General features: G+C 55.6%; 28 protein-coding genes and 1 tRNA gene. 18 read left to right on the forward strand and 11 right to left on the reverse strand.

Features of this window, described 5'->3' with window-relative positions; translation table 11 throughout:
- Position 1: 1 nt before the first annotated feature.
- A complete protein-coding gene (gene yjeM / locus ACMWJS_RS18300) occupies positions 2–1,501 on the reverse strand; it encodes a glutamate/gamma-aminobutyrate family transporter YjeM (protein ID WP_048225263.1) in 1,500 nt (499 codons plus the stop codon).
- Positions 1,502–1,679: 178 nt separating this feature from the next.
- Positions 1,680–2,657, reverse strand: coding sequence for an elongation factor P--(R)-beta-lysine ligase (gene epmA, locus ACMWJS_RS18305; RefSeq protein ID WP_045909545.1), 978 nt, complete (start codon positions 2,655–2,657; stop codon positions 1,680–1,682).
- Positions 2,658–2,967: 310 nt separating this feature from the next.
- On the opposite strand from epmA, the gene frdA reads away from it, so the two are divergent.
- From frdA to frdD, 4 genes are read left to right on the forward strand one after another with little or no spacing between them, the layout of a single operon-like run.
- Positions 2,968–4,758, forward strand: coding sequence for a fumarate reductase (quinol) flavoprotein subunit (gene frdA, locus ACMWJS_RS18310; RefSeq protein WP_262823400.1), 1,791 nt, complete (start codon positions 2,968–2,970; stop codon positions 4,756–4,758).
- Positions 4,751–5,485 carry a succinate dehydrogenase/fumarate reductase iron-sulfur subunit gene (locus ACMWJS_RS18315; RefSeq protein WP_045909547.1) on the forward strand — a complete coding sequence of 245 codons (735 nt, stop codon included), beginning with the start codon at positions 4,751–4,753 and terminating at the stop codon, positions 5,483–5,485. Before frdA ends, ACMWJS_RS18315 begins: the two co-directional genes overlap by 8 nt.
- Before the next feature lie 10 nt (positions 5,486–5,495).
- Positions 5,496–5,891 (forward strand): fumarate reductase subunit FrdC, encoded by a 396-nt coding sequence (gene frdC / locus ACMWJS_RS18320; RefSeq protein WP_045909548.1) that lies wholly within the window; start codon positions 5,496–5,498, stop codon positions 5,889–5,891.
- Positions 5,892–5,901: 10 nt separating this feature from the next.
- Complete coding sequence (gene frdD / locus ACMWJS_RS18325; protein ID WP_032662398.1) at positions 5,902–6,261, forward strand: fumarate reductase subunit FrdD; 360 nt, start codon at positions 5,902–5,904, stop codon at positions 6,259–6,261.
- 29 nt (positions 6,262–6,290) lie between these two features.
- On the opposite strand, the gene ampR is transcribed toward frdD, so the two are convergent.
- On the reverse strand, positions 6,291–7,166 hold the full coding sequence (ampR, locus tag ACMWJS_RS18330) for a LysR family transcriptional regulator AmpR (RefSeq protein WP_196347148.1): 876 nt from the start codon (positions 7,164–7,166) through the stop codon (positions 6,291–6,293).
- 132 nt (positions 7,167–7,298) lie between these two features.
- Between ampR and blaACT the strand changes: the two genes are divergently transcribed.
- Positions 7,299–8,444, forward strand: a complete 1,146-nt coding sequence (blaACT, locus tag ACMWJS_RS18335) for an ACT family cephalosporin-hydrolyzing class C beta-lactamase (protein ID WP_414747391.1) — start codon at positions 7,299–7,301, stop codon at positions 8,442–8,444.
- A gap of 131 nt (positions 8,445–8,575) precedes the next feature.
- On the forward strand, positions 8,576–9,106 hold the full coding sequence (locus ACMWJS_RS18340; protein ID WP_262802712.1) for a lipocalin family protein: 531 nt from the start codon (positions 8,576–8,578) through the stop codon (positions 9,104–9,106).
- On the opposite strand, the gene sugE is transcribed toward ACMWJS_RS18340, so the two are convergent.
- Positions 9,103–9,420, reverse strand: coding sequence for a quaternary ammonium compound efflux SMR transporter SugE (gene sugE / locus ACMWJS_RS18345; protein ID WP_008502938.1), 318 nt, complete (start codon positions 9,418–9,420; stop codon positions 9,103–9,105). The genes ACMWJS_RS18340 and sugE overlap by 4 nt on opposite strands.
- Positions 9,421–9,681: 261 nt before the next feature.
- Between sugE and ACMWJS_RS18350 the strand changes: the two genes are divergently transcribed.
- Positions 9,682–10,281 carry a response regulator transcription factor gene (locus tag ACMWJS_RS18350; protein ID WP_048027839.1) on the forward strand — a complete coding sequence of 200 codons (600 nt, stop codon included), beginning with the start codon at positions 9,682–9,684 and terminating at the stop codon, positions 10,279–10,281.
- A 37-nt stretch (positions 10,282–10,318) separates the two neighbouring features.
- Here the strand turns inward: ACMWJS_RS18350 and ecnB are convergent, their stop codons facing one another.
- The 3 genes from ecnB to efp form a co-directional block, all read right to left on the reverse strand.
- On the reverse strand, positions 10,319–10,465 hold the full coding sequence (gene ecnB / locus ACMWJS_RS18355; RefSeq protein WP_003025482.1) for a lipoprotein toxin entericidin B: 147 nt from the start codon (positions 10,463–10,465) through the stop codon (positions 10,319–10,321).
- A gap of 108 nt (positions 10,466–10,573) precedes the next feature.
- Entirely contained in the window at positions 10,574–10,705 is a 132-nt protein-coding gene (locus ACMWJS_RS18360; RefSeq protein ID WP_024907352.1) for an entericidin A/B family lipoprotein, read from the reverse strand.
- Positions 10,706–10,762: 57 nt separating this feature from the next.
- Positions 10,763–11,329: an elongation factor P gene (gene efp, locus ACMWJS_RS18365; RefSeq protein WP_008502940.1), complete on the reverse strand. Its 567-nt coding sequence runs from the start codon at positions 11,327–11,329 to the stop codon at positions 10,763–10,765.
- 40 nt (positions 11,330–11,369) lie between these two features.
- On the opposite strand from efp, the gene epmB reads away from it, so the two are divergent.
- Entirely contained in the window at positions 11,370–12,398 is a 1,029-nt protein-coding gene (epmB, locus tag ACMWJS_RS18370) for an EF-P beta-lysylation protein EpmB (RefSeq protein ID WP_049122278.1), read from the forward strand.
- Between the two features lie 65 nt (positions 12,399–12,463).
- Here epmB and ACMWJS_RS18375 read toward each other — a convergent pair whose 3' ends face one another.
- Complete coding sequence (locus ACMWJS_RS18375; protein WP_045909554.1) at positions 12,464–12,817, reverse strand: DUF4156 domain-containing protein; 354 nt, start codon at positions 12,815–12,817, stop codon at positions 12,464–12,466.
- Positions 12,818–13,048: 231 nt separating this feature from the next.
- Here ACMWJS_RS18375 and ACMWJS_RS18380 point away from each other — a divergent pair, with 231 nt between their 5' ends.
- From ACMWJS_RS18380 to iadA, 3 genes are read left to right on the forward strand one after another with little or no spacing between them, the layout of a single operon-like run.
- Positions 13,049–13,711: a nucleoside recognition domain-containing protein gene (locus tag ACMWJS_RS18380; protein ID WP_048027835.1), complete on the forward strand. Its 663-nt coding sequence runs from the start codon at positions 13,049–13,051 to the stop codon at positions 13,709–13,711.
- Positions 13,692–14,153: a YjiG family protein gene (locus ACMWJS_RS18385; protein ID WP_334763474.1), complete on the forward strand. Its 462-nt coding sequence runs from the start codon at positions 13,692–13,694 to the stop codon at positions 14,151–14,153. The genes ACMWJS_RS18380 and ACMWJS_RS18385 overlap by 20 nt, the downstream gene beginning before the upstream one ends.
- Before the next feature lie 10 nt (positions 14,154–14,163).
- The gene (gene iadA / locus ACMWJS_RS18390) at positions 14,164–15,327 is read left to right on the forward strand and encodes a beta-aspartyl-peptidase (protein WP_262752773.1); all 1,164 of its coding nucleotides are present in this window, start codon (positions 14,164–14,166) and stop codon (positions 15,325–15,327) included.
- A 65-nt stretch (positions 15,328–15,392) separates the two neighbouring features.
- Here iadA and groL read toward each other — a convergent pair whose 3' ends face one another.
- Together groL and ACMWJS_RS18400 are read right to left on the reverse strand one after the other, a co-directional pair.
- Positions 15,393–17,036, reverse strand: coding sequence for a chaperonin GroEL (groL, locus tag ACMWJS_RS18395; RefSeq protein WP_047748209.1), 1,644 nt, complete (start codon positions 17,034–17,036; stop codon positions 15,393–15,395).
- A gap of 31 nt (positions 17,037–17,067) precedes the next feature.
- Positions 17,068–17,361 (reverse strand): co-chaperone GroES, encoded by a 294-nt coding sequence (locus ACMWJS_RS18400; RefSeq protein WP_003855929.1) that lies wholly within the window; start codon positions 17,359–17,361, stop codon positions 17,068–17,070.
- Positions 17,362–17,540: 179 nt separating this feature from the next.
- Here ACMWJS_RS18400 and yjeH point away from each other — a divergent pair, with 179 nt between their 5' ends.
- Entirely contained in the window at positions 17,541–18,761 is a 1,221-nt protein-coding gene (yjeH, locus tag ACMWJS_RS18405) for an L-methionine/branched-chain amino acid transporter (protein WP_414747392.1), read from the forward strand.
- A gap of 36 nt (positions 18,762–18,797) precedes the next feature.
- On the opposite strand, the gene ACMWJS_RS18410 is transcribed toward yjeH, so the two are convergent.
- The gene (locus tag ACMWJS_RS18410) at positions 18,798–19,262 is read right to left on the reverse strand and encodes an FxsA family protein (protein ID WP_023616652.1); all 465 of its coding nucleotides are present in this window, start codon (positions 19,260–19,262) and stop codon (positions 18,798–18,800) included.
- Positions 19,263–19,597: 335 nt separating this feature from the next.
- On the opposite strand from ACMWJS_RS18410, the gene aspA reads away from it, so the two are divergent.
- The 6 genes from aspA to ACMWJS_RS18440 all read left to right on the forward strand — a co-directional run bounded on the left by aspA (position 19,598) and on the right by ACMWJS_RS18440 (position 25,383).
- Positions 19,598–21,034: an aspartate ammonia-lyase gene (gene aspA / locus ACMWJS_RS18415; protein ID WP_003855923.1), complete on the forward strand. Its 1,437-nt coding sequence runs from the start codon at positions 19,598–19,600 to the stop codon at positions 21,032–21,034.
- Positions 21,035–21,149: 115 nt separating this feature from the next.
- Positions 21,150–22,451 carry an anaerobic C4-dicarboxylate transporter gene (locus ACMWJS_RS18420; protein WP_024907357.1) on the forward strand — a complete coding sequence of 434 codons (1,302 nt, stop codon included), beginning with the start codon at positions 21,150–21,152 and terminating at the stop codon, positions 22,449–22,451.
- 113 nt (positions 22,452–22,564) lie between these two features.
- Complete coding sequence (gene cutA / locus ACMWJS_RS18425; RefSeq protein WP_014168278.1) at positions 22,565–22,888, forward strand: divalent cation tolerance protein CutA; 324 nt, start codon at positions 22,565–22,567, stop codon at positions 22,886–22,888.
- Positions 22,864–24,555 carry a protein-disulfide reductase DsbD gene (locus ACMWJS_RS18430; protein ID WP_414747393.1) on the forward strand — a complete coding sequence of 564 codons (1,692 nt, stop codon included), beginning with the start codon at positions 22,864–22,866 and terminating at the stop codon, positions 24,553–24,555. Before cutA ends, ACMWJS_RS18430 begins: the two co-directional genes overlap by 25 nt.
- A gap of 49 nt (positions 24,556–24,604) precedes the next feature.
- Complete coding sequence (locus ACMWJS_RS18435) at positions 24,605–25,180, forward strand: transcriptional regulator (RefSeq protein ID WP_021240733.1); 576 nt, start codon at positions 24,605–24,607, stop codon at positions 25,178–25,180.
- Positions 25,181–25,307: 127 nt separating this feature from the next.
- Positions 25,308–25,383, forward strand: a tRNA-Phe gene (locus ACMWJS_RS18440).
- The last annotated feature ends 288 nt before the right edge of the window (positions 25,384–25,671 follow it).

Genomic DNA, 25,671 nt, shown 5'->3' on the forward strand with positions numbered 1-25,671 from the left:
GCTACGCCACTTCTGCGACGTACGCCGTCGCGCGTCGACGGTAATTCTCATAAATCCCCATCGCCAGCAGCGAGAAGAAGATGGGACCGCCTACCATCCACAGTGCGCTGTTCCAGTCGTTCGCCTCAATCACCGGCTGAATAATGGTGAAGATGTTGGCAAACGCCACCACCAGCAGCACCACCGTGGTGGCCAGCAGCGTTGCCGCGCGGGTTTTGAAGATCACAAACGGACGTTCAAGGTCCTGCTTCGCCTTAAAGAACGGGAACGCCAGGGTCAGGAACAGGTACGGCAGGGTCATCGACACGTTTGCCATCAGGGTCAGCTTGTTGTAAAACGCAGACGCCGTATCGCCGCCAAATGACACCAGCAGAATGAACGCACATACCAGCAGGCACTGCATCCACATCGCGTTAGCAGGCATCCCCGTCGTGTTGAGCTGGGTCATGCGCGCAGGCCACAGCGCCTTCGGCGTACCCTGGATAATCGCTTTCAGCGGCGAATAGATCAGCGTGAAGAATGCGCCGGTATAGGCGAGGAACATCGACAGACCGGTAATACGCGCAAACCAAATGCCCAGCGTTGCCGCCGCATCCGGCGTCAGGTTCATCGCCTGCCCCAGCGTCATCCCCAGGCTTTTCATCAGCACATAGGTGATGTTCCCGAGGTTGGTGGTGCTGTTGCTCAACACCTGTTGCCAGTTGGTGCTGACCCCCCAGAGGAAAATCGCCAGCGAATAGCCGATGGAAATCACGATGGCGGCAAAAATAATGCCTTTGGCAAAGTTTTTCTCCGGGTTCTCGGTCTTGTCGACCAGACCGCCAACGGCTTCAATGCCGCCGTAAGCGAAGATGGCAAACACCACGAAGGAGAGCATAGCCAGCCCGGACTGGTAACCTGGATTCGGCGATGAAACGAAGTTCACCTCCTGCGCAAAATGACCACCGTTCAGGCACAGGATAGCGATACTCACCAGCAGCAGCACCAGGTTCAGGCACATCACGGAAATCCCGCCCACGGCGGTAATCCGGGCAATTTTATTGATACCTTTAGACGCCACCAGCGTCACGACAACCATCCAGCATACCGCCAGAATCCCAACGACCTGCGTGGAGCTCAGCCCGGCTAACGACCAGACCTGGGTTTTATCGGCGCCGAAAACAAACGTCGAGAACGGCACCCAGACTTTAGCGGCCGTACTGACCATCCAGACGACGTAGGATGAAAACCACATAAACGTACCGATAAAGGCATAACGCGGGCCGACGCTGTTGTTCATCCATGAGTAAATCCCGCCCTCTTCTTTCCGGTAAGCCGAGCCCATCTCCGCCATCATCAGCGCAAACGGGATAAAGAAGAACAGAGCAGAAACGATATAAAACGGCGTCGCGCTATAGCCCATCAGATAGAACGCGGAGGGGCTGTTGGCAAAGCCAAACACTGAGGTAAATATCATCAGGATGAGCCCAGTGAGGGTCATCTTTTTGAGTGAGTGGGACATAGAACCATCCAAAGCGGAATTAAACTGCGCGGATGGTAGCAGAAGACCAGACTAATATTGTGGCTATAAGGGCCAAATTAAGAAAAACACCCGTATATTGATAATATGGCAGTTTTTAATGTGGCAGGGCCAAGTGACCGAGTAGGCCGGGTAAGCGACAGCGCCACCCGGCAATTCTTTAAGCGCGATCGACCGTAAAGGCAATCACATCGCCCAGTTGCTCGGCGCCCAGCGCCAGCATCACCAGACGGTCTACGCCCAGCGCCACGCCGGAGCAATCCGGCAGGCCCGCTTTTAACGCTTCCAGCAGGTTGGTATCGATCGGCTGCTGTGGCAGGCCGCGCGCGGCGCGCTTGCGGTTATCCTGCTCGAAACGCTGCGCCTGCTCGCGGGCGTCGGTCAGTTCGTGGAAGCCGTTCGCCAGCTCAATACCTTTGTAATAGACCTCAAAACGCTCTGCGACACGATGGTCTTCGGTACTGATCTGCGCCAGTGACGCCTGGCTTGCCGGGAAGTGATAGACAAACGTCGGACGGTCTTTGCCAATCTGTGGTTCCACGCCGAAGGTGAACAGCAGCTGCAGCAGCGTGTCGCGATCCTCTTCGGTATCCGCCACGTTGCTCAGATCCAGTTTTGCCGCCACTTCGCGCAGCTGGGTTTTGTCCGCCGACAGCGGATCGATTTCCAGATAGCGCTGGAAGGCCTGCTGATAAGAGAGCGTTTCAGCTTCAGAGCAGTCCAGGACCTGCTGCAGCAGATCGTCCACCTCATTCATCAGGCGGTACATATCATAATGCGGTCGGTACCACTCCAGCATGGTGAATTCCGGGTTGTGGTGACGCCCCATCTCTTCATTACGGAAACTGCGGCACAGCTGATAGACCGGACCACACCCCGCCGCCAGCAGGCGTTTCATGTGGTATTCCGGGCTGGTCATCAGATACAAATTCATGCCCTGAGAGTGGCCGGGGCCAACAAAACGGGTTTCAAACGGGACCAGATGAATATCCGTTACCGTTGCCTGACTCATGCACGGGGTTTCCACCTCCAGGACGCCGCGGTCGGCAAAGAAACGGCGGATCTCCGTCATAATTGCAGCGCGTTTTAACAGATTAGGGATGGATGCGCTCGGCTCCCAGGTGGCCGTTTCGCTCATGAGTTGTTCTCCGATTTCAGACAAGGGCACGAAGTCTACTCGTTAGCAGGGACAGAGACAAATTTTGCGCAGTAAAAAAGCGCATTTCATTTAGGTGAACAATTGCGTGATGCAATTCATCAATCTCAATGATAAATCGCCGGACAGAACAGCAAAAAAATCGAACACGTCAAATTTCCCTGACATCTACACGGTTATACTGTTTTACCCATAAAGGAGCAGTGGAAACGCTTTCGCAATCGTCCTTTTGGACGGGTGAACTACCTTTAGTTTGTCGCGTTGCGAAATAACAAAAATCTGGAGGAATGTCGTGCAAACTTTTCAGGCCGATCTTGCCGTAATAGGCGCTGGCGGGGCTGGATTACGTGCTGCGATTGCTGCAGCGCAAGCTAATCCCAACGCTAAAATCGCATTGATTTCAAAAGTCTATCCAATGCGCAGCCACACGGTGGCCGCAGAAGGAGGGTCCGCCGCCGTTGCGCAGGATCATGACAGCTTTGAATACCATTTCCACGACACGGTTGCAGGGGGCGACTGGCTTTGTGAACAGGATGTCGTTGACTACTTTGTGCACCATTGTCCAACGGAGATGACCCAGCTTGAGCAGTGGGGTTGTCCGTGGAGCCGCCGTCCGGACGGCAGCGTCAACGTTCGCCGCTTCGGCGGCATGAAGATCGAACGCACCTGGTTCGCTGCCGATAAGACCGGCTTCCACATGCTGCACACCCTGTTCCAGACCTCCCTTCAGTTCCCACAAATTCAGCGCTTCGATGAGCATTTCGTCCTCGACATTCTGGTGGATGAGGGACACGCGCGCGGCCTGGTGGCGATGAATATGATGGAAGGCACGCTCGTCCAGATCCGCGCTAATGCGGTGGTGATGGCGACGGGCGGTGCGGGCCGCGTTTATCGTTATAACACCAACGGCGGCATCGTTACCGGCGATGGTATGGGTATGGCGCTCAGCCACGGCGTGCCGCTGCGCGATATGGAATTCGTGCAATATCACCCAACCGGTCTGCCAGGATCCGGCATTCTGATGACGGAAGGCTGCCGCGGTGAAGGCGGTATTCTGGTCAACAAAAACGGCTACCGCTACCTGCAGGATTACGGCATGGGTCCGGAAACCCCGCTCGGCGAGCCGAAGAACAAGTACATGGAGCTCGGCCCGCGTGACAAAGTCTCTCAGGCTTTCTGGCACGAGTGGCGCAAAGGCAACACTATTTCCACGCCGCGCGGCGATGTGGTCTATCTCGATCTGCGCCATCTGGGCGAGAAAAAACTGCTGGAACGTCTGCCGTTCATCTGCGAGCTGGCGAAAGCCTACGTCGGCGTCGATCCGGTGAAAGAGCCGATTCCGGTACGCCCAACGGCGCACTACACCATGGGCGGGATCGAAACCGATCAGCAGTGTGAAACCCGTATTAAGGGTCTGTTCGCCGTCGGTGAATGTTCCTCCGTGGGTCTGCACGGCGCCAACCGTCTCGGCTCAAACTCGCTGGCCGAGTTGGTCGTCTTTGGCCGCATGGCGGGCGAGCGCGCGATGGAGCGGGCGGCAACCGCAGGCGAAGCCAACGGTGCCGCGCTGGATGCACAGGTCGCCGACGTTGAAAAACGCCTGAAAGATCTGGTGAACCAGGAAGGTAACGAGAACTGGTCTAAGATCCGCGACGAGATGGGTCTGTCGATGGAAGAAGGCTGCGGTATCTACCGTACCCCTGAGCTAATGCAAAAAACCGTCGACAAGCTGGCGGAACTGCAAGAGCGCTTCAAGCGCGTGCGCATCACCGATACCTCCAGCGTTTTCAACACCGACCTGCTCTATACCATCGAACTGGGCCACGGCCTGAACGTGGCGGAATGTATGGCACACTCTGCTCTGGCGCGTAAAGAGTCGCGTGGTGCCCACCAGCGTCTGGACGAAGGCTGTACCGAGCGTGACGACGTCAACTTCCTGAAACACACGCTCGCCTGGCGCGATGCGGATGGCACCACACGTCTGGACTACAGCGACGTGAAAATCACCACGCTGCCACCGGCTAAACGCGTGTACGGTGCAGAAGCAGAAGCCGCCGAGAAGAAGGAGAAGGCGAATGGCTGAGATGCAAACACTCAAAGTTGAAGTGGTGCGCTACAACCCGGAAGTGGATGCCGCACCGCACAGTGCTTTCTATGAAGTCCCTTACGACGAGCAAACCTCCCTGCTGGACGCGCTCGGCTATATCAAAGACAACCTGGCGCCAGACCTGAGCTACCGCTGGTCCTGCCGCATGGCGATCTGCGGCTCCTGCGGCATGATGGTCAACAAGGTGCCGAAGCTGGCCTGTAAGACCTTCCTGCGTGACTATACCAAAGGCATCAAGGTCGAAGCCCTGGGCAACTTCCCGATTGAACGCGATCTGGTGGTCGATATGACCCACTTTATCGAAAGCCTGGAAGCCATTAAGCCCTACATCATCGGCAACCCGCGCACGCCGGATCAGGGGCCAAACACCCAGACCCCGGCTCAGATGGCGAAATACCATCAGTTCTCCGGCTGCATCAACTGCGGTCTTTGCTACGCTGCCTGTCCACAGTTTGGCCTGAACCCCGAGTTCATCGGCCCGGCCGCCATTACCCTGGCGCACCGCTATAACGAAGACAGCCGCGACCACGGTAAAAAAGAACGTATGGCGCAGCTTAACAGCCAGAACGGCGTCTGGACCTGTACCTTTGTGGGTTATTGCTCCGAAGTCTGTCCGAAGCACGTCGACCCGGCCGCCGCTATTCAGCAGGGTAAAGTGGAAAGCTCGAAAGACTTTCTTATCGCTACCCTGAAACCACGCTAAGGAGTGCATGATGACGACTAAACGCAAAGCCTATGTGCGGCCTGTGCCGTCCACCTGGTGGAAAAACCTGCCGTTTTATCGCTTCTACATGCTGCGTGAAGGCACGGCGGTACCGGCGGTCTGGTTCAGCCTTGAGCTGATGTACGGCGTTTTTGCCCTCAAGCATGGCCCGGAAACCTGGGCCAGCTTCGTCGGTTTCCTGCAAAACCCGATCATAGTCATTCTGAACCTGATCGTGCTTGCGGCCGCGCTGCTGCATACCAAAACCTGGTTTGAACTGGCGCCAAAAGCGGCGAACATCATTGTAAAAGGCGAGAAAATGGGGCCAGAGCCGGTGATTAAGGGGCTCTGGGCGGTGACGGTTCTGGTCACCGTGGTCATTCTGTTTGTCGCACTGTTCTGGTAAGGAGACTATTGTGATCAATCCAAATCCAAAACGTTCTGATGAGCCGGTCTTCTGGGGCCTCTTTGGCGCAGGCGGCATGTGGAGTGCCATCATTGCCCCCGTCATCATTCTGCTGGTCGGCATTATGCTGCCGCTGGGGCTGTTCCCGGGCGATGCGCTGAGCTACGAGCGCGTACTGGCGTTCGCGAGCAGCTTTATCGGCCGCGTGTTCATCTTCCTGATGATCGTCCTGCCGCTGTGGTGTGGCCTGCACCGTATTCACCATGCGATGCATGACCTGAAAATCCATGTACCGAGCGGGAAATGGGTATTCTACGGTCTGGCGACCATCCTGACCGTGGTGACGCTGATTGCGGTGGTCACCCTCTGACGCCTCTGGCCCGCCATCCGGCGGGCCTTTTATTTCTGCATCTTCCCCACCAGCCACTGGGCAAACTCACTCATTGCGGGCGTTTCTGCGCGTGACTGCAGCCTCGTGAGCCAGTAGCTGCCAAGATCAATCTGCGTCGCAAAGGGTTGCACAATGCGCTCACTGTTCAGCAGGTGGGTAAACATATCGACAGGGGCAATCGCTATGCCCACGCCTGCCTGCGCGGCTTCCAGCATGGTCACGGACGAATCAAATACCATCACCCGGTGCGTCGGTGAAGGCGGGTTTTCTCCCGCGGCCTGCATCCAGGCGGTCCACTCGTCGCGCCGGTAAGAACGCAGCAGGGTAAACTTCAGGATATCGGCAGGAGTATGCAACGCGGCAGCGATATCAGGCGTGCAAAGCGGTGCCAGCGGCGCAGAACAGAGAAATGTCGCTTCCGTACCGTGCCACGCCCCACCACCATAGCGAATGGCGTAATCAAGCCCCTCGGCTGCCGGATCGACGCGATTGTTGTGCGTCGACAGCTGAAGATCGATATGCGGATAGCAGCGACGAAAGTCAGCGAGCTGCGAGAATAACATCCCCGTAGCAAAGGTACCCACCACGCCAATTTTCAGCTTCTCCTGAGCGCGCTGGCTGGCAAAGCGATCCAGCATTCCGGCAATTCGGTCGAACGAGTCATTCAGTACCGGCAGCAAATTCTCGCCTTCCGTGGTCAACATCAGCCCACGGGAAACGCGGACGAACAGCTGGCAATTAAGGTGCTGCTCCAGCGCCTTTACGTGCTGGCTAATCGCGGAATGGGTGACATTCAGCTCGATAGCGGCATGCGTAAAACTGAGGTGCCTGGCGGCGGCTTCAAACGCCCGCAGGGAATTAAGAGGAAGATAGCTGCGCGTCATGGTCTCGTCCGTTAGAAAAATTAACAGCTAATGCTAAATTTAACCGTTTGTCAGCCACAGTCAAATCTCACAGACTACAGCGGTCTGACGGGCCCGGACACTCCCTTGAACCGCTATTACGGAAGATAACTGATGATGAAAAAATCCCTAAGCTGTGCCCTGCTGCTCAGCGCCTCCTGCTCAGTATTAGCTGCACCGATGTCAGAAAAACAGCTGGCTGAGGTGGTGGAACGTACCGTTACGCCGCTGATGAAAGCGCAGGCCATCCCGGGTATGGCGGTGGCGGTGATTTATCAGGGTCAGCCGCACTACTTTACCTTCGGTAAAGCTGATGTTGCAGCGGACAAACCCGTCACCCCGCAAACCTTGTTCGAGCTGGGTTCGATAAGTAAAACCTTCACCGGCGTATTGGGTGGCGATGCGATTGCGCGCGGTGAAATAGCGCTGGGCGATCCGGTGACCAGATACTGGCCTGAGCTCACGGGCAAGCAGTGGCAGGGCATTCGCATGCTGGATCTGGCAACCTATACCGCAGGCGGTCTGCCGTTGCAGGTGCCGGATGAGGTCACGGATACCGCCTCCCTGCTGCGCTTTTATCAAAACTGGCAGCCAAAGTGGAAGCCGGGCACCACGCGTCTTTACGCTAACACCAGCATCGGTCTTTTTGGCGCGCTGGCGGTCAAACCCTCCGGCATGAGCTATGAGCAGGCCATGACGACGCGGGTCTTTAAGCCGCTCAAGCTGGACCATACCTGGATTAACGTCCCGAAAGCGGAAGAGGCGCATTACGCCTGGGGATACCGTGACGGTAAAGCGGTCCACGTTTCGCCAGGGATGCTGGACGCGGAAGCCTATGGCGTAAAAACCAACGTGCAGGATATGGCAAGCTGGGTGATGGTCAACATGATGCCGGACTCCCTTCAGGCTTCCCCACTTCAGCACGGTATCGCCCTGGCACAGTCTCGCTACTGGCGCGTGGGAGCCATGTATCAAGGATTGGGCTGGGAAATGCTGAACTGGCCGGTCGACGCCCAAACGGTGGTCGGGGGCAGCGACAATAAGGTGGCGCTGGCGCCGTTGCCTGCAAGAGAAGTGAATCCACCGGCACCACCGGTTAAGGCCTCCTGGGTCCATAAAACGGGCTCTACCGGCGGATTTGGCAGCTACGTGGCATTTATTCCTGAAAAGCAGCTCGGCATTGTGATGCTGGCGAATAAAAGCTATCCGAACCCGGCACGCGTTGAGGCGGCATACCGTATCCTCGACGCGCTGCAGTAAAACATTGCCGGGTGGCAGCTTCGCCTTACCCGGCCTATAAAATCCACAGTGTGCGGCGAAATACCCCGCACACTCTTCCGCATTTTTCCTGCTGTCATCTACACTTAACAAAAAACAGTAAGGAAACTCCTATGCGCATTCTGCCTGTTATCGCCGCGGTGACAGCCGCGTTTTTAGTGGTTGCCTGCAGTTCTCCTACCCCACCGCCTGGCGTTACCGTCGTCACGCCTTTTGATGCACAACGCTTCCTTGGAACATGGTATGAAATCGCGCGCCTCGACCATCGGTTTGAGCAGGGCTTAGAGAAGGTCACTGCGAATTACACTCCGATGGATGATGGCGGTATTCAGGTGATCAACCGGGGCTATAATCCCGATCGTGAGATGTGGCAGCAGTCGGTTGGGAAAGCGTACTTCACTGGCGACCCGCGGCGAGCCGCGCTCAAGGTCTCTTTCTTTGGCCCGTTTTATGGCGGCTATAACGTGATCGCGCTCGACAGAGAGTACCGTCACGCGCTGGTCTGCGGGCCGGATCGCGACTACCTGTGGATACTCTCCCGCACGCCAACTCTTTCACCCGAAATGAAGCAGCAGATGCTGGACGTCGCGACCCGGCAAGGGTTTGATGTGTCAAAACTTATCTGGGTAAAACAGCCCCATTAGTGGGTACTGAGCTTAAGCCCAACGATTCCGGCCACAATCAACGCGAGGCTGGCGATACGCGCCAGACTCGCTGACTCGCCAAGCAGCAGAATGCCGGTGATGGCAGCCCCCACCGCGCCAATACCCGTCCAGACGGCATAAGCCGTTCCCACAGGCAGAGAGCGCATCGCCCAGGATAACAGAACGATACTGACGATCATGGCGGTAACGGTAATGACGCTGGGCGTCAGGCGGGTAAATCCGTGGGTGTACTTGAGACCAATCGCCCATACCACTTCGAGCAGGCCAGCAATAAAAAGAATGATCCAGGACATGTCAGGCTCCTTAACTTAATGCAAGTTGGGGCCGTCCCCGGTGAAAGAAACGCTTACGAGTCGTCCCGTAAGGCAGAGATTACGCCCCCTATTGTGGTTAGCGTGCTATTTTTTTTCAATCATTTTTTGCTGAACACGTTAAGGCAAGAAATAGCCGCAGTATGGCGCGGAGTTCCGGCTTTTAGCACTCATCCGACTTCTCTATGATGATGTGCTTTCTGATGGCAGGAAGCCAAACCACTAGCCGACTGCGAATAAAATATGTTCAAAATTCTTTTGATTGACCGTTGTCACTTCACCCGCGCGGGGTTTGAAGCATGGCTCAATCATTCCGGTTTGTTCCCGGGACACTACGTTGTGACCGGGCTGAATAATCTGTTTCTTGCCAGAGAACACATTCTGCAATGGAAACCTGCGCTGGTCATCGCTGACCTGTACGGCTTCAGGCAGGATATTCACCATTTTCAGCAGCTCTCTTCTCTGCTTAACGCCAGTGAACGCTTACCGTTTATTTTACTGCAGTCGGGAGAGGACAGCGGCATGACCGACTGGCTTGGGAAGTTCCCGGTGTGGTCGTCACTGTTGAAAAACGCCAGTCTCAAAGAAGTGGCGACGGTTATCAACGACGCATTACGCTCGCGCGCAGGCGCTGACAGACCAACGGCGGCGGCCCCCTTGCTGACCCGCCAGGAAGAGAAGGTGCTGACATTGTGGATGGACGGCGCGAGCAATCAAAAAATTGCCGCTCACCTGAGTATCAATGGAAAAACGGTTTATACCTATAAACGCAATATCCGCATGAAATTACATATGGATACGCGTTTTTCTCCGTTCTTATCCCTGCAGGAATCAGAAAGCTGACGGTACGAAACCCGGGTGGTCCCGTACCGTTTATTCGTTACTGCTGAGCTTTTGTTGCCGCACCAGAGATTGCGCTACCACCTTCAGAAATATCCTGACCGACGCCACGCGTGGTATTACAGGCCGTTAACACTGAAGAAAGTACCAGGACTGAAAAGATCGCTGCAATTGTCTTCTTAACCATAATATCTTCCTTTTATAGCCAAAGTTGTTTTGTGTATAGCAACTTAAGGATAGACAAAATCCCGCCGGTTGACGGAAAAGGACACATTTTTAGGAAAATTAGACGAACTTAGCTGGCGGCGTGAGAAATGATATGACCCAGATCCTGGATATCTTGTCCCATTCCACGCGTGGTGTTACAGCCGGAAAGTAATGCACTGGAGAGCGCTAACAGAAGCAGAATTTTAACGGTACGTTTCATCATCCCTGCCTGCAAAAATCAGGCGCAGCGGGCGCTGCGCCTTCAGTCATACGTAAATTACTTCACGCGGGACACGTATTCGCCGGAGCGAGTATCCACTTTGATCACTTCGCCAGTCTGTACGAACAGTGGCACTTTCACCACTGCGCCGGTAGACAGTTTGGCTGGCTTACCGCCGGTACCTGCGGTATCACCCTTCAGACCTGGATCGGTTTCAACGATTTCCAGTTCTACGAAGTTTGGTGGGGTTACCGCGATAGGCTGGCCGTTCCACAGGGTCACGATGCACTCAGCCTGATCCAGCAGCCATTTAGCGCTGTCACCTACCGCTTTCTCATCAGCAGAGAGCTGTTCGAAAGTGGAGTTGTTCATGAAATGCCAGAACTCGCCATCGTTGTACAGATAGGTCAGGTTCATATCAACAACATCAGCGCCTTCAGCAGAGTCAGTAGACTTGAAGGTTTTCTCAACACGGGTACCGGTCAGCAGACGGCGCAGCTTAACGCGTGCGAATGCCTGGCCTTTACCTGGTTTAACGAATTCGCTGGCTTCAACCGCGTACGGTTCGCCGTCCATCATGATTTTAAGACCAGCACGAAAATCGTTGCTATAGTACGTTGCCATAAGGCCCTCTAAATTTGTTAACTGGTAGCTAAGCCACAAAATGGCGCATATTGTAACCCTAAACACCCCGTCCAGAGAAGATTGGTTATCGCAACTTGCCGATGTAATCACCAGTCCTGATGAATTGCTGCGTCTTTTAGACCTCGATCAGCACCCAGAGTTGCTTGCAGGCCGCGAGGCAAAGCGCCTTTTCGCCCTGCGCGTTCCCCGTGCGTTTGTGGCGCGGATGGAGAAAGGCAACCCCGACGATCCGTTATTAAAACAAACGCTTACTTCGCAGGATGAATTCATTACTGCACCGGGATACAGCACCGATCCGCTGGAAGAGCAGAACAGCGTGGTGCCGGGTTTACTGCATAAGTATCTCAACCGCGCCCTGCTGCTGGTCAAAGGCGGATGTGCGGTAAATTGTCGTTATTGCTTCCGCCGGCACTTCCCGTACGCCGAAAATCAGGGCAATAAACGCAACTGGCAGGTCGCGCTGGACTATATTGCCGCCCATCCGGAGCTGGATGAGATTATTTTTTCCGGCGGCGATCCGCTGATGGCGAAAGATCATGAGCTGGACTGGCTGCTGACTCAGCTTGAAGCCATCCCGCACATTAAGCGCCTGCGCATTCACAGCCGCTTACCGATTGTCATTCCGGCACGGATCACCGACGACCTGGTGTCACGCCTGGAGCAGTCCCGCCTGCAGGTGCTGCTGGTGAATCATATTAACCACGCGAACGAAATTGACGATGCGTTTTGCGCGGCGATGGCGCGACTGCGTAAAGCGGGCGTGACGCTGCTGAATCAGAGCGTGCTGCTGCGCGGCGTGAATGACAGCGCCCGCGTGCTGGCCGATCTGAGCAATGCCCTGTTTGATGCGGGCGTGATGCCGTATTACCTGCACGTGCTGGATCGCGTACAGGGCGCGGCGCATTTCATGGTGACGGATGAAGAAGCCCGGCAGATTATGCGCGAACTGTTAACGCTGGTTTCAGGCTATATGGTGCCGAAGCTGGCACGTGAGATTGGCGGAGAGCCGAGCAAGACGCCGCTGGATTTGCAGCTGCGGCAGCACTAAAAAGGCAGGTGGCGCTACGCTTACCTGCCCTACAGGGCCGGGCGCAGCGCCATCAGCACATTACATCAGTTTGGGCACTTATAGACCTGGCCCGTCATCTGGCTGGCGGTCGGCACGAAGCTGGACAGCATACTCTGCGTTGGGCTGCTTACGCCGTAAATCACGTTGCCGCCCATTGCCGCAGCCTGATTACGCAGGGCATTCGCCGCACCGCGCATTGAGCCACCTTCTTCGCCATGCTGCCCTGACATCCAGTTACTTTGCTCACCGGTTGCCGTGCCTAACAGCTGGCATTCAGTGCCAGGCTTATCTTCCACAAAGCGAACGCCCTGGCCCGCTGCCGACAGCTCATTGCTGGAGCTACACCCCGCCAGCAGCAGTGCTGCCCCTACAATCCCTGCACAGACTTTTACGCGCATGTTATTCCTCGTTTTCAATAAGCTGGACAGTAGTTGTCCGTGTGTAAATCTTATACCTAAAAGATGACCAAAAGAAAAACGTTGAGCAATTCTGCGGGCCTGATTCCAGTCATCCCGTCCCTGATATCCTAAATGAATTCTGATATTGGCCTTTGGGATATCGTGTTTTCTTCTCCGATCGTTTTTAGTGATGCGACGTACAACTTTTGTACGCAACGAAAAGGAGGTTACATGAGTGCATCATCCTCAGGAGAGGAAAGAGTGACGTGGGTGGGCTATCTGGCGTTTGTGCTGACCATCGTTTTTTTCTCCGGTTTTTTCGCAAAAAGCACTGACTGGTGGCGCGTGCTGGACTTTACCGTCTTAAACGGCAGCTTTGGCCCGGTTAACGGCGCCCTGACGTTTCGCGGAACGGGCGGAACGGGGGCGAAAGACGGTTTTCTGTTTGCCCTTGAGCTGGCTCCCTCGGTCATTTTATCGCTCGGTATTATTGCCGTCACCGAAGGTCTGGGCGGGCTGCGTGCCGCGCAGCAGCTTATGACACCTGTTTTACGTCCGCTGCTTGGTGTGCCGGGCGTTTGCTCCCTGGCGCTGATTGCCAACCTGCAAAACACCGATGCGGCGGCAGGGATGACCAAAGAGTTAACCGATGAAGGCGCGATTACGGACCAGGAGCGCGCTATTTTCGCCACCTTCCAGACCAGCGGTAGCGCCATCATTACCAACTATTTTTCTTCCGGTGCCGCGCTCTTCACCTTCATTACCGTCCCGGTAATTACGCCGCTGGCCGTCATTCTGGTGTTTAAGTTTGTTGGCGCGAACATCCTGCGCCTGTGGATCGCCCACATGGAAAATCGTCTTCAGGAGGAAGAACATGATCGCCCAGCCGCGTAAAAATATCATGGATATGTTTATTGATGGCGCCCGCCGCGGCTTTACCATCGCCACCACCAGCCTGTTGCCGAACGTCGTCATGGCGTTTGTCATCATTCAGGCGCTCAAGGTCACCGGCCTGCTGGATATTGTCGGCAAACTATGTGAGCCGATTATGGCGCTGTGGGGCCTTCCGGGCGCGGCGGCAACGGTTCTTCTGGCCTCGGTGATGAGTATGGGAGGCGGCGTGGGCGTCTGCGCCAGCCTGGTCGCCGCCGGCACGCTCAACGGCCACGATGCTACCATCCTGCTGCCGGCCATCTATCTGATGGGCAATCCGGTGCAAAACACCGGTCGCTGCCTGGGGACCGCCGGCGTGAACCCAAAATATTATCCGCATATTATTACTCTTTGCGTCATTAATGCCCTTCTCTCAATGTGGGTGATGCAGCTACTCTTCTGAGGAGATAAAAATGGATTTTTCAGTGCTGACCCCCCACCTTTTCCGCAACGCGCATCTCTTCGCTCCGGAGGATAAAGGACGTTGCGATCTGCTGATCGCTGCGGGGAAAATCGTGGCGATCGAAAAAGCGAGCCAGGGAACAACGAGGCCAGACTGCCCGGAAAGCGATCTCGCCGGGGCGGTGGTTTGCCCGGGGTTTATCGACCAGCATGTGCATTTGATCGGGGGCGGCGGTGAGGCAGGCCCTCACACCCGCACGCCTGAGGTTCGCCTGTCTGCACTCGTGGCCGCAGGCATCACCTCCGTTGTTGGCCTGCTCGGCACCGACGGCGTAACCCGCCATCCTGAATCGCTGCTGGCAAAAACGCGGGCGCTCGAACATGAAGGGATCAGCGCATGGATGCTGACGGGCGCGTACGGGCTGCCTTCACCGACAATCACCGGCAGTGTCGAAAAAGACGTGGCGCTGATAGACAAAATTATCGGCGTGAAATGCGCAATCTCTGACCATCGTTCTTCCGCGCCAGCAGACCACCAGCTCGCCAGTATGGCTGCCCAGTCTCGCGTAGGTGGGCTGTTGGGTGCCAAAGCGGGCATATCCGTGTTTCACCTCGGCAACAGCCCAAAGCTGCTGGAGCCGCTATTAAGCATCCTGCATAACGCCGACGTTCCCCGCGTAAAACTGCTGCCAACCCACGTTAACCGCGCCCAGGCGCTGTTCCATGCCGCGCTGAACTATGCCCGCGAAGGCGGCTTTATCGACATCACGACCAGCATCAGCGAACCGATTGACGCCGCCAGCGCCATCGTGATGGCCCGCGAGGCGCAAGTGCCGTTTAACCGGCTTACGCTCAGTTCTGACGGTAACGGCAGCCAGCCGAAATTTGATGAGAGCGGCAATCTGGTGGGTATAGGCGTGGCGGGGTTCGAATCCCTGCTCGAAACCCTGCAACAGCTGGTCAACCGACATCAGTTGCCGCTGGAAGAGGCGCTTCTTCCGTTTACGCAAAACGTGGCGGCATTTCTCGGTCTGGAACATAAGGGCCGGATCGCGCCCGGATGCGATGCCGATTTCCTGGTGCTAACGGATGACCTGCAGATCCGCGACGTCTGGGCCAAAGGCCGACAGATGGTGCGTGAAGGTGCCGTATGCGTCAAAGGGACTTTCGAATAGCACGCAATAAAAAACCCCGGGCATTTCTGCCCGGGGTTCGTTCTGAGAGGTTCAGAACAACATGATTACATCATGCCACCCATTCCGCCCATGCCGCCCATACCAGCAGCACCTAAGTCAGGCGCATCGCCTTTTGGCAGGTCGGTCACCATGCACTCGGTGGTGATCATCAGACCAGCAACAGAGGCCGCGTACTGCAGAGCAGAACGGGTCACTTTAGTTGGGTCCAGGATACCGAAGTCGATCATGTTGCCGTATTCTTCGGTTGCAGCGTTGTAACCGTAGTTACCTTCGCCCGCTTTAACCTTGTTCGCCACCACAGATGGCTCTTCACCGGCGTTAGACACGATCTGACGCAGAGGGGCTTCCATTGCGCGCAGCGCAACTTTGATACCCACGTTCTGGTCTTCGTTCTGAGCAGTCAGGCCAGCCAGTTTAGCGGCAACGCGCACCAGCGCAACGCCACCACCTGCAACCACGCCTTCTTCTACCGCAGCACGGGTCGCGTGCAGGGCATCGTCAACGCGAGCTTTTTTCTCTTTCATTTCAACTTCGGTCGCAGCACCGACTTTGATTACCGCAACGCCGCCTGCCAGTTTCGCTACGCGCTCCTGCAGTTTTTCACGGTCGTAATCGGAAGTCGCTTCTTCGATCTGCTTACGGATCTGAGCAACACGGCCCTGAATAGCGGCTTCTTCACCCACGCCATCGATGATGGTGGTGGTGTCTTTGTTGATCACAACGCGTTTCGCCTGACCCAGGTCTTCCAGGGTCGCTTTTTCCAGCTCCATACCGATCTCTTCGGAGATGACGGTACCGCCAGTCAGGGTAGCGATATCCTGCAGCATCGCTTTACGGCGATCGCCGAAGCCAGGTGCTTTAACCGCAGCCACTTTCACAATGCCGCGCATGGTGTTAACCACCAGGGTCGCCAGCGCTTCGCCTTCAACGTCTTCAGCGATGATAACCAGCGGTTTGCCTGCTTTCGCAACGGCTTCCAGCACTGGCAGCATTTCGCGGATGTTGGAGATTTTCTTGTCAGCCAGCAGGATGAACGGGCTTTCCAGCTCAACAGCGCCAGTCTCTGGCTTGTTGATGAAGTATGGGGACAGGTAACCGCGGTCGAACTGCATACCTTCAACCACGTCCAGTTCGTCTTCCAGACCGGTACCGTCTTCAACGGTGATCACGCCTTCTTTACCGACTTTATCCATCGCTTCCGCGATCAGTTTACCCACGGTTTCGTCGGAGTTAGCGGAGATGGTACCTACCTGAGCAATGGCTTTAGAGTCAGAGCACGGTACGGACAGCGCTTTCAGTTCTTCAACAGCGGAGGCGACAGCTTTGTCGATACCACGTTTCAGATCCATTGGGTTCATGCCCGCCGCAACGGCTTTCAGACCTTCGGTGATGATCGCCTGCGCCAGAACGGTCGCGGTGGTGGTACCGTCGCCTGCAGCGTCGTTCGCTTTAGAGGCAACTTCTTTCACCATCTGCGCGCCCATGTTTTCGAACTTGTCTTCCAGCTCGATTTCACGTGCTACAGAAACACCATCTTTGGTGATGGTTGGCGCGCCGAAGGATTTATCCAGCACTACGTTACGGCCTTTCGGGCCCAGGGTCACTTTAACTGCATCTGCCAGTACGTTTACGCCGCGGAGCATTTTTACACGAGCGTCGTTACCGAATTTTACGTCTTTAGCTGCCATGTTCTTATTTCCTCAAATTCTCGTGCGTAAATTACGCTTCAACAATTGCCAGAATGTCGCTCTCGGACATGATCAACACTTCTTCATTGTCGATCTTCTCGGATTTCACGCCGTAGCCATCGTTGAAAATTACGATGTCACCAACTTTAACGTCCAGCGGCTGCACAGTTCCGTTTTCCAGGATGCGGCCCTTACCGACAGCGATGATTTCGCCACGCGTTGATTTGGCTGCTGCAGAACCGGTCAGAACGATGCCGCCAGCAGACTTGGTTTCAACTTCTTTACGTTTGACGATCACACGATCATGTAACGGACGAATACTCATTGATAGCTCTCCTTTGAGAAAGTCATTATCAGTTATGGATGACGCCGGCCCGCATGCGGTTTTCCGACTAGTGCCCTGAGAGATGGGGATAGCTTTTTACCCCTTCAAGGGGGAGTTGAAAAAAAAATTTGCGAAAGTGTTACCATCGCCTCTCTTTTGGTATTGGCAGGGCGATGTCAATGAGTGGACTCAAGCAGGAGTTGGGGCTGGCGCAGGGCGTTGGCCTGCTCTCAACCTCCTTGTTAGGTACGGGCGTGTTTGCCGTACCCGCACTGGCGGCGCTGGTGGCAGGAAATAACAGCCTGTGGGCGTGGCCGGTGTTGATTGTACTGGTTTTCCCGATAGCCATTGTGTTTGCCATCCTGGGGCGGCATTTTCCCAGCGCGGGCGGCGTGGCGCACTTTGTCGGCCTGGCCTTTGGCGCACGGCTGGAGCGAGTGACCGGCTGGCTGTTTCTCTCCGTCATTCCGGTTGGCCTCCCGGCGGCGTTGCATATTGCGACAGGCTTTGGGCAGGCGCTGTTTGGCTGGCATCACGAGCAGCTGTTGCTGGCCGAGCTGGGGACGCTGGCTATCGTCTGGTGGGTGGGCTCACGCGGCGCCAGCTCCAGCGCCAACCTGCAGACGCTGGTTGCAGTGCTGATTGTCGCGCTTGTGGCCGCTATCTGGTGGGCGGGCGATATCACCGTAAAGGAGATTCCCTTCCCGGCGGTAACAGACGTCGACCACGCGCAGCTTTTTGCCGCGCTCTCCGTCATGTTTTGGTGTTTTGTCGGTCTGGAAGCCTTTGCCCATCTGGCGTCGGAATTTAAGCAACCTGAACGTGATTTCCCGCGCGCGCTGATGATCGGCCTGCTGCTGGCGGGTACGGTCTACTGGGCGTGTACCGTGCTGGTGTTGCACTTCCACGCGTTCGGCGCGGATCTCGCCGCCGCGGCATCGCTGCCGGGTATCGTGGTTGAACTGTTTGGTGTGAAGGCGCTGTGGATCGCCTGCGTCATCGGCTATCTGGCCTGTTTTGCCAGCCTCAACATTTATATCCAGAGCTTTGCCCGTCTGGTGTGGTCGCAGGCGCTGGATAAACCTGATAACCGCCTCGCGCGCCTGTCTAAACGCCAGCTGCCGCTGAATGCCCTGAATGCCGTACTGGGCTGCTGCGTGCTGAGTACGCTGTGCATTTACGCCCTGAAGATCAATCTGGATACGCTGCTCGTCTATGCCAACGGCATTTTTATTATGATCTACCTGCTGTGTATGCTGGCGGGCTGCCGTTTGCTGAAAGGCCGTTATAAAGCACTGGCGGTTATTGGGGGGCTGCTGTGCCTGCTGCTGCTGGCGATGGTGGGATGGAAGAGCGTGTATGCCATCGTCATGCTGGCGGTGTTGTGGCTGGCGCTTTAGTAGGCCCGGTAAGCGAAGCGCCACCGGGCAACAAAATCACCGATCGTCTTTGTGATCCAGACGGTCGTGCTGTTCATCCTTACGCTGATATTCCCCTTCAAACGTGTCGCCTGGCCCGGTGCTGAACCCACCGCCGGGCATACGGCTAAAGCGCAGATGCGGCAGCAGCTTCATGGTGAGGTGTTTTTGCACCGGCGGCAGTAGCAGCAGAAGGCCGAGGAAATCGGTGAAGAACCCTGGCAGAATCAGCAGCAGCCCCGCAATAATCAAAGACACGCTTTTGATCATCTCTTCCGCCGGGCTTTCGCCTGCGGCCATCTTCTGCTGCATTATCAGGAAATTTTTGAAACCCTGATTACGCACCAGCGACATGCCGATGACGGAGGTGAAAATCACCAGAATCAACGTCAGCAGGACGCCCAGCACATGGGCAACCTGGATGAAAATGGAAATCTCAATGTAAACATAGAGAAAGAAAGCAATAAACGGTATCCAGCGCACTGGCATCTCCTGTGTGGCAGAGGCTATCAGGCCCCTGTCTGAATGTGTTCGCGACGCGCGTTTGTATGAGATGGTGACGGTTAGCGAAAATTCAATCAGTTTGCACGGATATTTTTTTTGGAAATATTAAAGCGGTGACCCATTTCACAGATTAATAATTATCATGGAATCGGCTCGATAATAAGTGATCCAGCTTACGGCAATTCGCTATCATCAGCATATGATCTCGAGCATCTGGCTGATTGAGGGAATAATCGTCGGCCATAAAATATTCAAAACCACATAAATACTGTGTGTTTAGTACAATCCATCGGCAGCTTGAAAAGAAGGTTCACATGTTAAACAACATTCGTATCGAAGAAGACTTGTTGGGTACCAGGGAAGTTCCAGCGGATGCCTACTACGGTGTCCACACTCTGAGAGCGATTGAAAACTTCTACATCAGCAACAGCAAAATCAGTGACATCCCTGAGTTTGTTCGTGGCATGGTGATGGTGAAGAAAGCCGCAGCCCTGGCCAACAAAGAGCTGCAAACCATTCCTAAAAGCGCGGCAAATGCGATTATCGCGGCCTGCGATGAAGTGCTGAACAACGGCAAATGCATGGATCAGTTCCCGGTTGACGTCTATCAGGGCGGCGCGGGCACCTCCGTCAACATGAATACCAACGAAGTACTGGCAAACATTGGCCTGGAGCTGATGGGTCACCAGAAAGGTGAATACCAGTACCTGAACCCGAACGACCACGTCAACAAATGCCAGTCCACCAACGACGCCTACCCAACCGGCTTCCGTATTGCGGTGTATGCCTCCGTGGTGAAACTGGTGGATGCGATCAACCAGCTGGGCGATGGCTTCCAGCGTAAAGCGGTTGAGTTCCAGGACATTCTGAAAATGGGTCGTACCCAGCTGCAGGATGCGGTGCCGATGACCCTCGGTCAGGAATTCCACGCGTTTAACGTACTGCTGAACGAAGAGACCAAAAACCTGCTGCGTACCTCCGAGCTGCTGCTGGAAGTGAACCTGGGCGCCACCGCCATCGGTACGCGTCTGAACACCCCGGATGGCTATCAGCAACTGGCGGTACAGAAGCTGGCTGAAGTGTCCAACCTGCCGGTTGTGCCTGCAGAAGACCTGATTGAAGCGACCTCTGACTGCGGCGCCTACGTCATGGTACACAGCGCGCTGAAACGTCTGGCGGTGAAACTGTCCAAAATCTGTAACGACCTGCGCCTGCTCTCTTCCGGTCCGCGCGCTGGCCTGAATGAAATCAACCTGCCAGAACTGCAGGCGGGTTCATCCATCATGCCGGCCAAAGTGAACCCGGTCGTGCCAGAAGTGGTGAATCAGGTTTGCTTTAAAGTCATCGGTAACGATACGACCGTAACCATGGCCTCTGAAGCGGGTCAGCTGCAACTGAACGTGATGGAGCCGGTAATTGGCCAGGCGATGTTTGAATCTATCCACATTCTGACCAACGCCTGCTACAACCTGCTGGAAAAATGCATTAACGGCATCACGGCGAATAAAGAAGTCTGTGAAGGTTATGTCTATAACTCCATCGGGATCGTCACCTACCTCAACCCGTTCATCGGCCACCACAACGGCGACATCGTCGGTAAGATTTGTGCCGAAACCGGTAAGAGCGTGCGTGAAGTGGTGCTGGAGCGCGGGCTGTTGACCGAAGCCGAGCTGGACGATATCTTCTCGGCCCAAAACCTGATGCACCCGGCATATAAAGCGAAACGATATACCGATGAAAGCGAACAGTAACCGTTCAGGCTAGGCTTCTTAAGGCACGTCACTTGTGACGTGCCTTTTTTCTTTTTAGGTGTTACCAAAATACAACAATTCAATATCAACTTGTTAATAAGCAAGGCAGGTCCTTATGTTTGGAGCAGAACTCGTCATCGTCTTGTTGGCGATTTATTTGGGAGCACGACTCGGGGGTATCGGCATCGGTTTTGCCGGCGGTCTTGGAGTGCTCGTTCTTACCCTTATCTTTCAGATTAAACCCGGCGCTATCCCGTTCGATGTTATCGAAATCATCATGGCTGTTATTGCCGCTATTGCCGCCATGCAGGTGGCAGGCGGTATGGACTACCTGGTAAGCCTGGCGGAGCGCATGCTACGCCGCCACCCTAAATACATTACCTTCCTTGCTCCGCTGGTGACCTGGTTTATGACCATTCTCGCCGGTACTGGCCACACCGCTTTCTCCACGTTACCGGTGATTACCGAAGTGGCGAAAGAACAGGGTATCCGTCCATCGCGTCCGCTCTCTATTGCCGTCGTCGCGTCCCAGATCGCCATTACCGCCTCGCCGATTTCCGCGGCGGTGGTCTTCTTCGCCGGTATCCTGGAGCCGATGGGCGTGAGCTACCTGACGCTGCTGGCGATTTGTATCCCGGTGACGCTGATTGCGGTGATGATTACCGCTGTGCTGTGCAACTTCCTCGGCGCTGAACTGAAAGACGATCCGGTTTATCAGGAGCGTCTGGCAAAAGGTGAAGTGAGCCTGCGCGGCAGCCAGGTCTTCGAACTGAAGCCACATGCGAAACGCTCCGTGCTGCTGTTCCTGATTGGGATTGTCGCCGTCATGTTCTATGCGACCGCCATCAGCGATACCGTGGGGCTGATCCAGAACCCGGTCCTGCCGCGTAACGAAGCGATTGTGGTGTTCATGCTGACCATCGCAACGCTGATTAGCATCACCTGTAAAATTGACACCAGCGAAGTGCTGAACGCCAGCACTTTCAAATCCGGTATGAGCGCCTGCGTGTGCGTGCTGGGTGTGGCGTGGCTCGGTGACACCTTCGTGAAAGCGCACATTAGCGACATTCAGACCGTAGCAGGCGACCTGCTGCATAACTACCCATGGCTGCTGGCGGTCGTGCTGTTCTTTGCGGCTACCCTGCTTTACTCTCAGGCAGCGACCACCAAAGCGCTGATGCCTGCGGCTCTGATGCTGGGCGTCACCCCGTTAACCGCTATCGCCTCGTTTGCTGCTGTTTCTGCCCTGTTCGTGCTGCCTACCTACCCAACCTTGCTGGCGGCCGTTGAGATGGACGACACCGGCTCAACCCGTATCGGTAAGTATGTGTTTAACCATGCGTTCCTGATCCCGGGCGTGGTCGCCATTTCACTCTGCGTGATCCTCGGCTTTATCATCGGTGGCGTGGTGCTGTAAACCGTTCCCGGTTGTAAAAATAGTTAAAATCGGGCCGCTCTGCGGCCCGTTTCATTAATGACCAACCGCCTTGCGTGATATAGTGAAACCTTTCGTGATGAGGAGGTCGACTTGTGAACACGCCTGATGCCGTTGTCGTACTGTGTACCGCCCCTGATGAAGCCTCTGCCCAGGATCTCGCCGCCAAAGTGCTGGCCGAAAAACTGGCAGCCTGCGTCACGCTCCTCCCCGGCGCGACCTCTCTTTACTACTGGGAAGGTAAGCTGGAGCAAGAGTACGAAGTCCAGATGTTGCTCAAAACCAATCTGGCGAATCAGCAGGCACTCCTGGACTGCCTCAAATCTCATCATCCTTACCAAACCCCGGAGCTGCTGGTCCTGCCAGTGGTTCATGGCGATAACGACTATCTCTCATGGCTCAACGCTTCCTTACGCTGATCCTGCTGCTGTGCAGCACATCAGCTTTTGCCGGGTTGTTTGACGCGCCCGGCCGTTCGAACTTCATCCCTGCCGACCAGGCGTTTGTTTTCGATTTTCAGCAAAACCAGCATGACCTTACGCTTAACTGGCAGGTGAAAGAGGGCTATTACCTCTATCGCAAGCAGGTAAGCATTACGCCTGCTCAGGCCAGCGTGGGCGCTTTACAGATGCCCTCTGGCGAGTGGCATGAAGATGAGTTTTACGGCAAAAGCGAAATCTATCGCCAGCACCTGAGCGTGCCTGTTACGGTGAATCAGGCGGATAAAGGTGCGACCCTGACGGTGACCTATCAGGGATGCGCGGATGCCGGATTCTGCTATCCGCCTGAAACAAAGGTAGTTCCGCTTAGTGAGGTGAAAGCCTCTGCCACGGTTCCCCCTCTTCCTTCGGGCGAGAAGCGTGAAGCTCCCGCTGACCTTCCGTTCTCCGCGCTGTGGGCCTTACTGATTGGCATTGGCATTGCCTTTACGCCGTGCGTGCTGCCGATGTATCCGCTCATCTCTGGCATTGTGCTGGGCGGCAAACAGCGCCTTTCCACCGCCCGCGCGCTGCTGCTGGCCTTTATTTACGTGCAGGGTATGGCGCTGACCTACACGGCACTCGGCCTTGTGGTCGCCGCTGCCGGGTTGCAGTTCCAGGCCGCCCTTCAGCACCCTTATGTGCTGATTGGCCTGTCGGCGATATTTATCCTGCTGGCACTGTCGATGTTTGGCCTGTTCACGCTGCAGTTACCGTCAGCTCTGCAAACCCGCTTAACGCTGATGAGTAATCGCCAGCAGGGTGGTTCGGCAGGCGGCGTGTTTATGATGGGGGCCATCGCCGGACTGATTTGCTCCCCTTGCACCACCGCACCGCTGAGCGCCATCCTGCTCTATATTGCCCAGAGCGGCAATCTGTGGCTTGGCGGCGGTACGCTGTACCTTTACGCGCTGGGCATGGGCCTGCCGCTGATTCTGGTTACGGTTTTCGGCAATCGCCTGCTGCCGAAGAGCGGCCCGTGGATGGAGACGGTGAAAACCGCGTTTGGTTTTGTCATTCTGGCGCTGCCGGTGTTCCTGCTGGAACGTATTACGGGTGACGTGTGGGGCACTCGCCTGTGGGCGATGCTCGGCGTAGCGTTCTTCTCCTGGGCGTTTATCGTCAGTCTGGGGGCGAAAAAAGCGTGGATGCGCCTGGTGCAAATCCTCCTGCTCGCCGCCGCGCTGGTGAGCGTGCGTCCTCTTCAGGACTGGGCGTTCGGCTCGCCGGTCGGCCAGACGCAGGCGCATCTGAACTTCATCCAGATTAAGAACGTTGATGAGCTCAACAGCGCGCTCGCACAGGCAAAAGGCAAGCCGGTGATGCTCGATCTCTATGCCGACTGGTGCGTCGCCTGCAAAGAGTTTGAAAAATACACCTTTAGCGATCCTCAGGTACAAAACGCCCTGAAAGAGACTGTTCTGCTCCAGGCGAACGTAACCGCCAATAATGCGCAGGATAAGGCTCTGCTGAAGCAGCTTAACGTGCTCGGGCTGCCAACCATCCTGTTCTTCAATCAACAGGGGCAGGAGCAGCCAGAACAGCGTATAACCGGCTTTATGGATGCCGCGGCATTCAGCGCGCATTTGCGCAATCGCCAACCGTAAACAACACTGTAAACGTAACACACCGTTGGGAATAGCGGAGGAGACAACCGTGCAACGCGAAGACGTACTGGGACAAGCCCTGCAATTACTTGAGATTTATGGGATCGCCAGCACCACGCTTGAGATGGTAGCCGACCGTATCGATTACCCCCTGGATGATCTTAAGCGCTTCTGGCCGGATAAAGAGGCGCTCGTTTATGATGCTCTACGCTATCTCAGCCAGCAGGTTGATATCTGGCGCAGGCAACTGATGCTGAATGAAGAGCTGACTGCGGAACAAAAGCTGCTGGCGCGCTATACCGCCCTGACGGAATGTGTCAGCAACAATCGCTATCCGGGTTGCCTGTTTATTGCGGCCTGTACGTTCTATCCCGATCCCGACCATCCTGTCCACCAGTTGGCGGATCAGCAAAAACGGGCTGCGCATGACTTCACTCACGAACTGCTGACCCGTCTTGAAGTGGATGACCCGGCAATGGTGGCGAAACAGATGGAGCTGGTGCTGGAGGGCTGCCTGAGCCGCATGCTGGTGAACCGTAGCCAGGCCGACGTGGATACGGCGCACCGACTGGCGGAAGATATTCTACGCTTTGCTCAGTGCCGTATGGGCGGTGCGTTGACGTAAGCGAGCCTGTTAAATTTGCCCTATTCGACGCGTAAACCATCAGATTGCCGCAAAGTTAAGCAATTGAACAGCTTTTCCCGAAATAATGTTGACGATAAGGCGCGATTGCGGTTTAATGCGCTCCGTTGCCCGGATAGCTCAGTCGGTAGAGCAGGGGATTGAAAATCCCCGTGTCCTTGGTTCGATTCCGAGTCCGGGCACCACTATTTAAAGAACCCAGCCTATGGCTGGGTTTTTGCTTTTCTGCGTTTATAAATCCCTTCTTTAGTATTCTTGCTTCTTTTTACCGTGGGATCGTGCGGTCTGCCATGCCCGGTGGCGCTGCGCTTACCGGGCCTACAAAACCATCCGGCATGATTTCTGACGCACAAAGCAAAAAACCCCGCACCTTACGGTACGGGGTTCTTCTTAATTGATGCCTGGCAGTTCCCTACTCTCACATGGGGAGACCCCACACTACCATCGGCGCTACGGCGTTTCACTTCTGAGTT

This window comes from Enterobacter sp. HK-058-C-ECC, from assembly GCF_047531125.1.
Classification (GTDB): domain Bacteria; phylum Pseudomonadota; class Gammaproteobacteria; order Enterobacterales; family Enterobacteriaceae; genus Enterobacter; species Enterobacter quasiroggenkampii.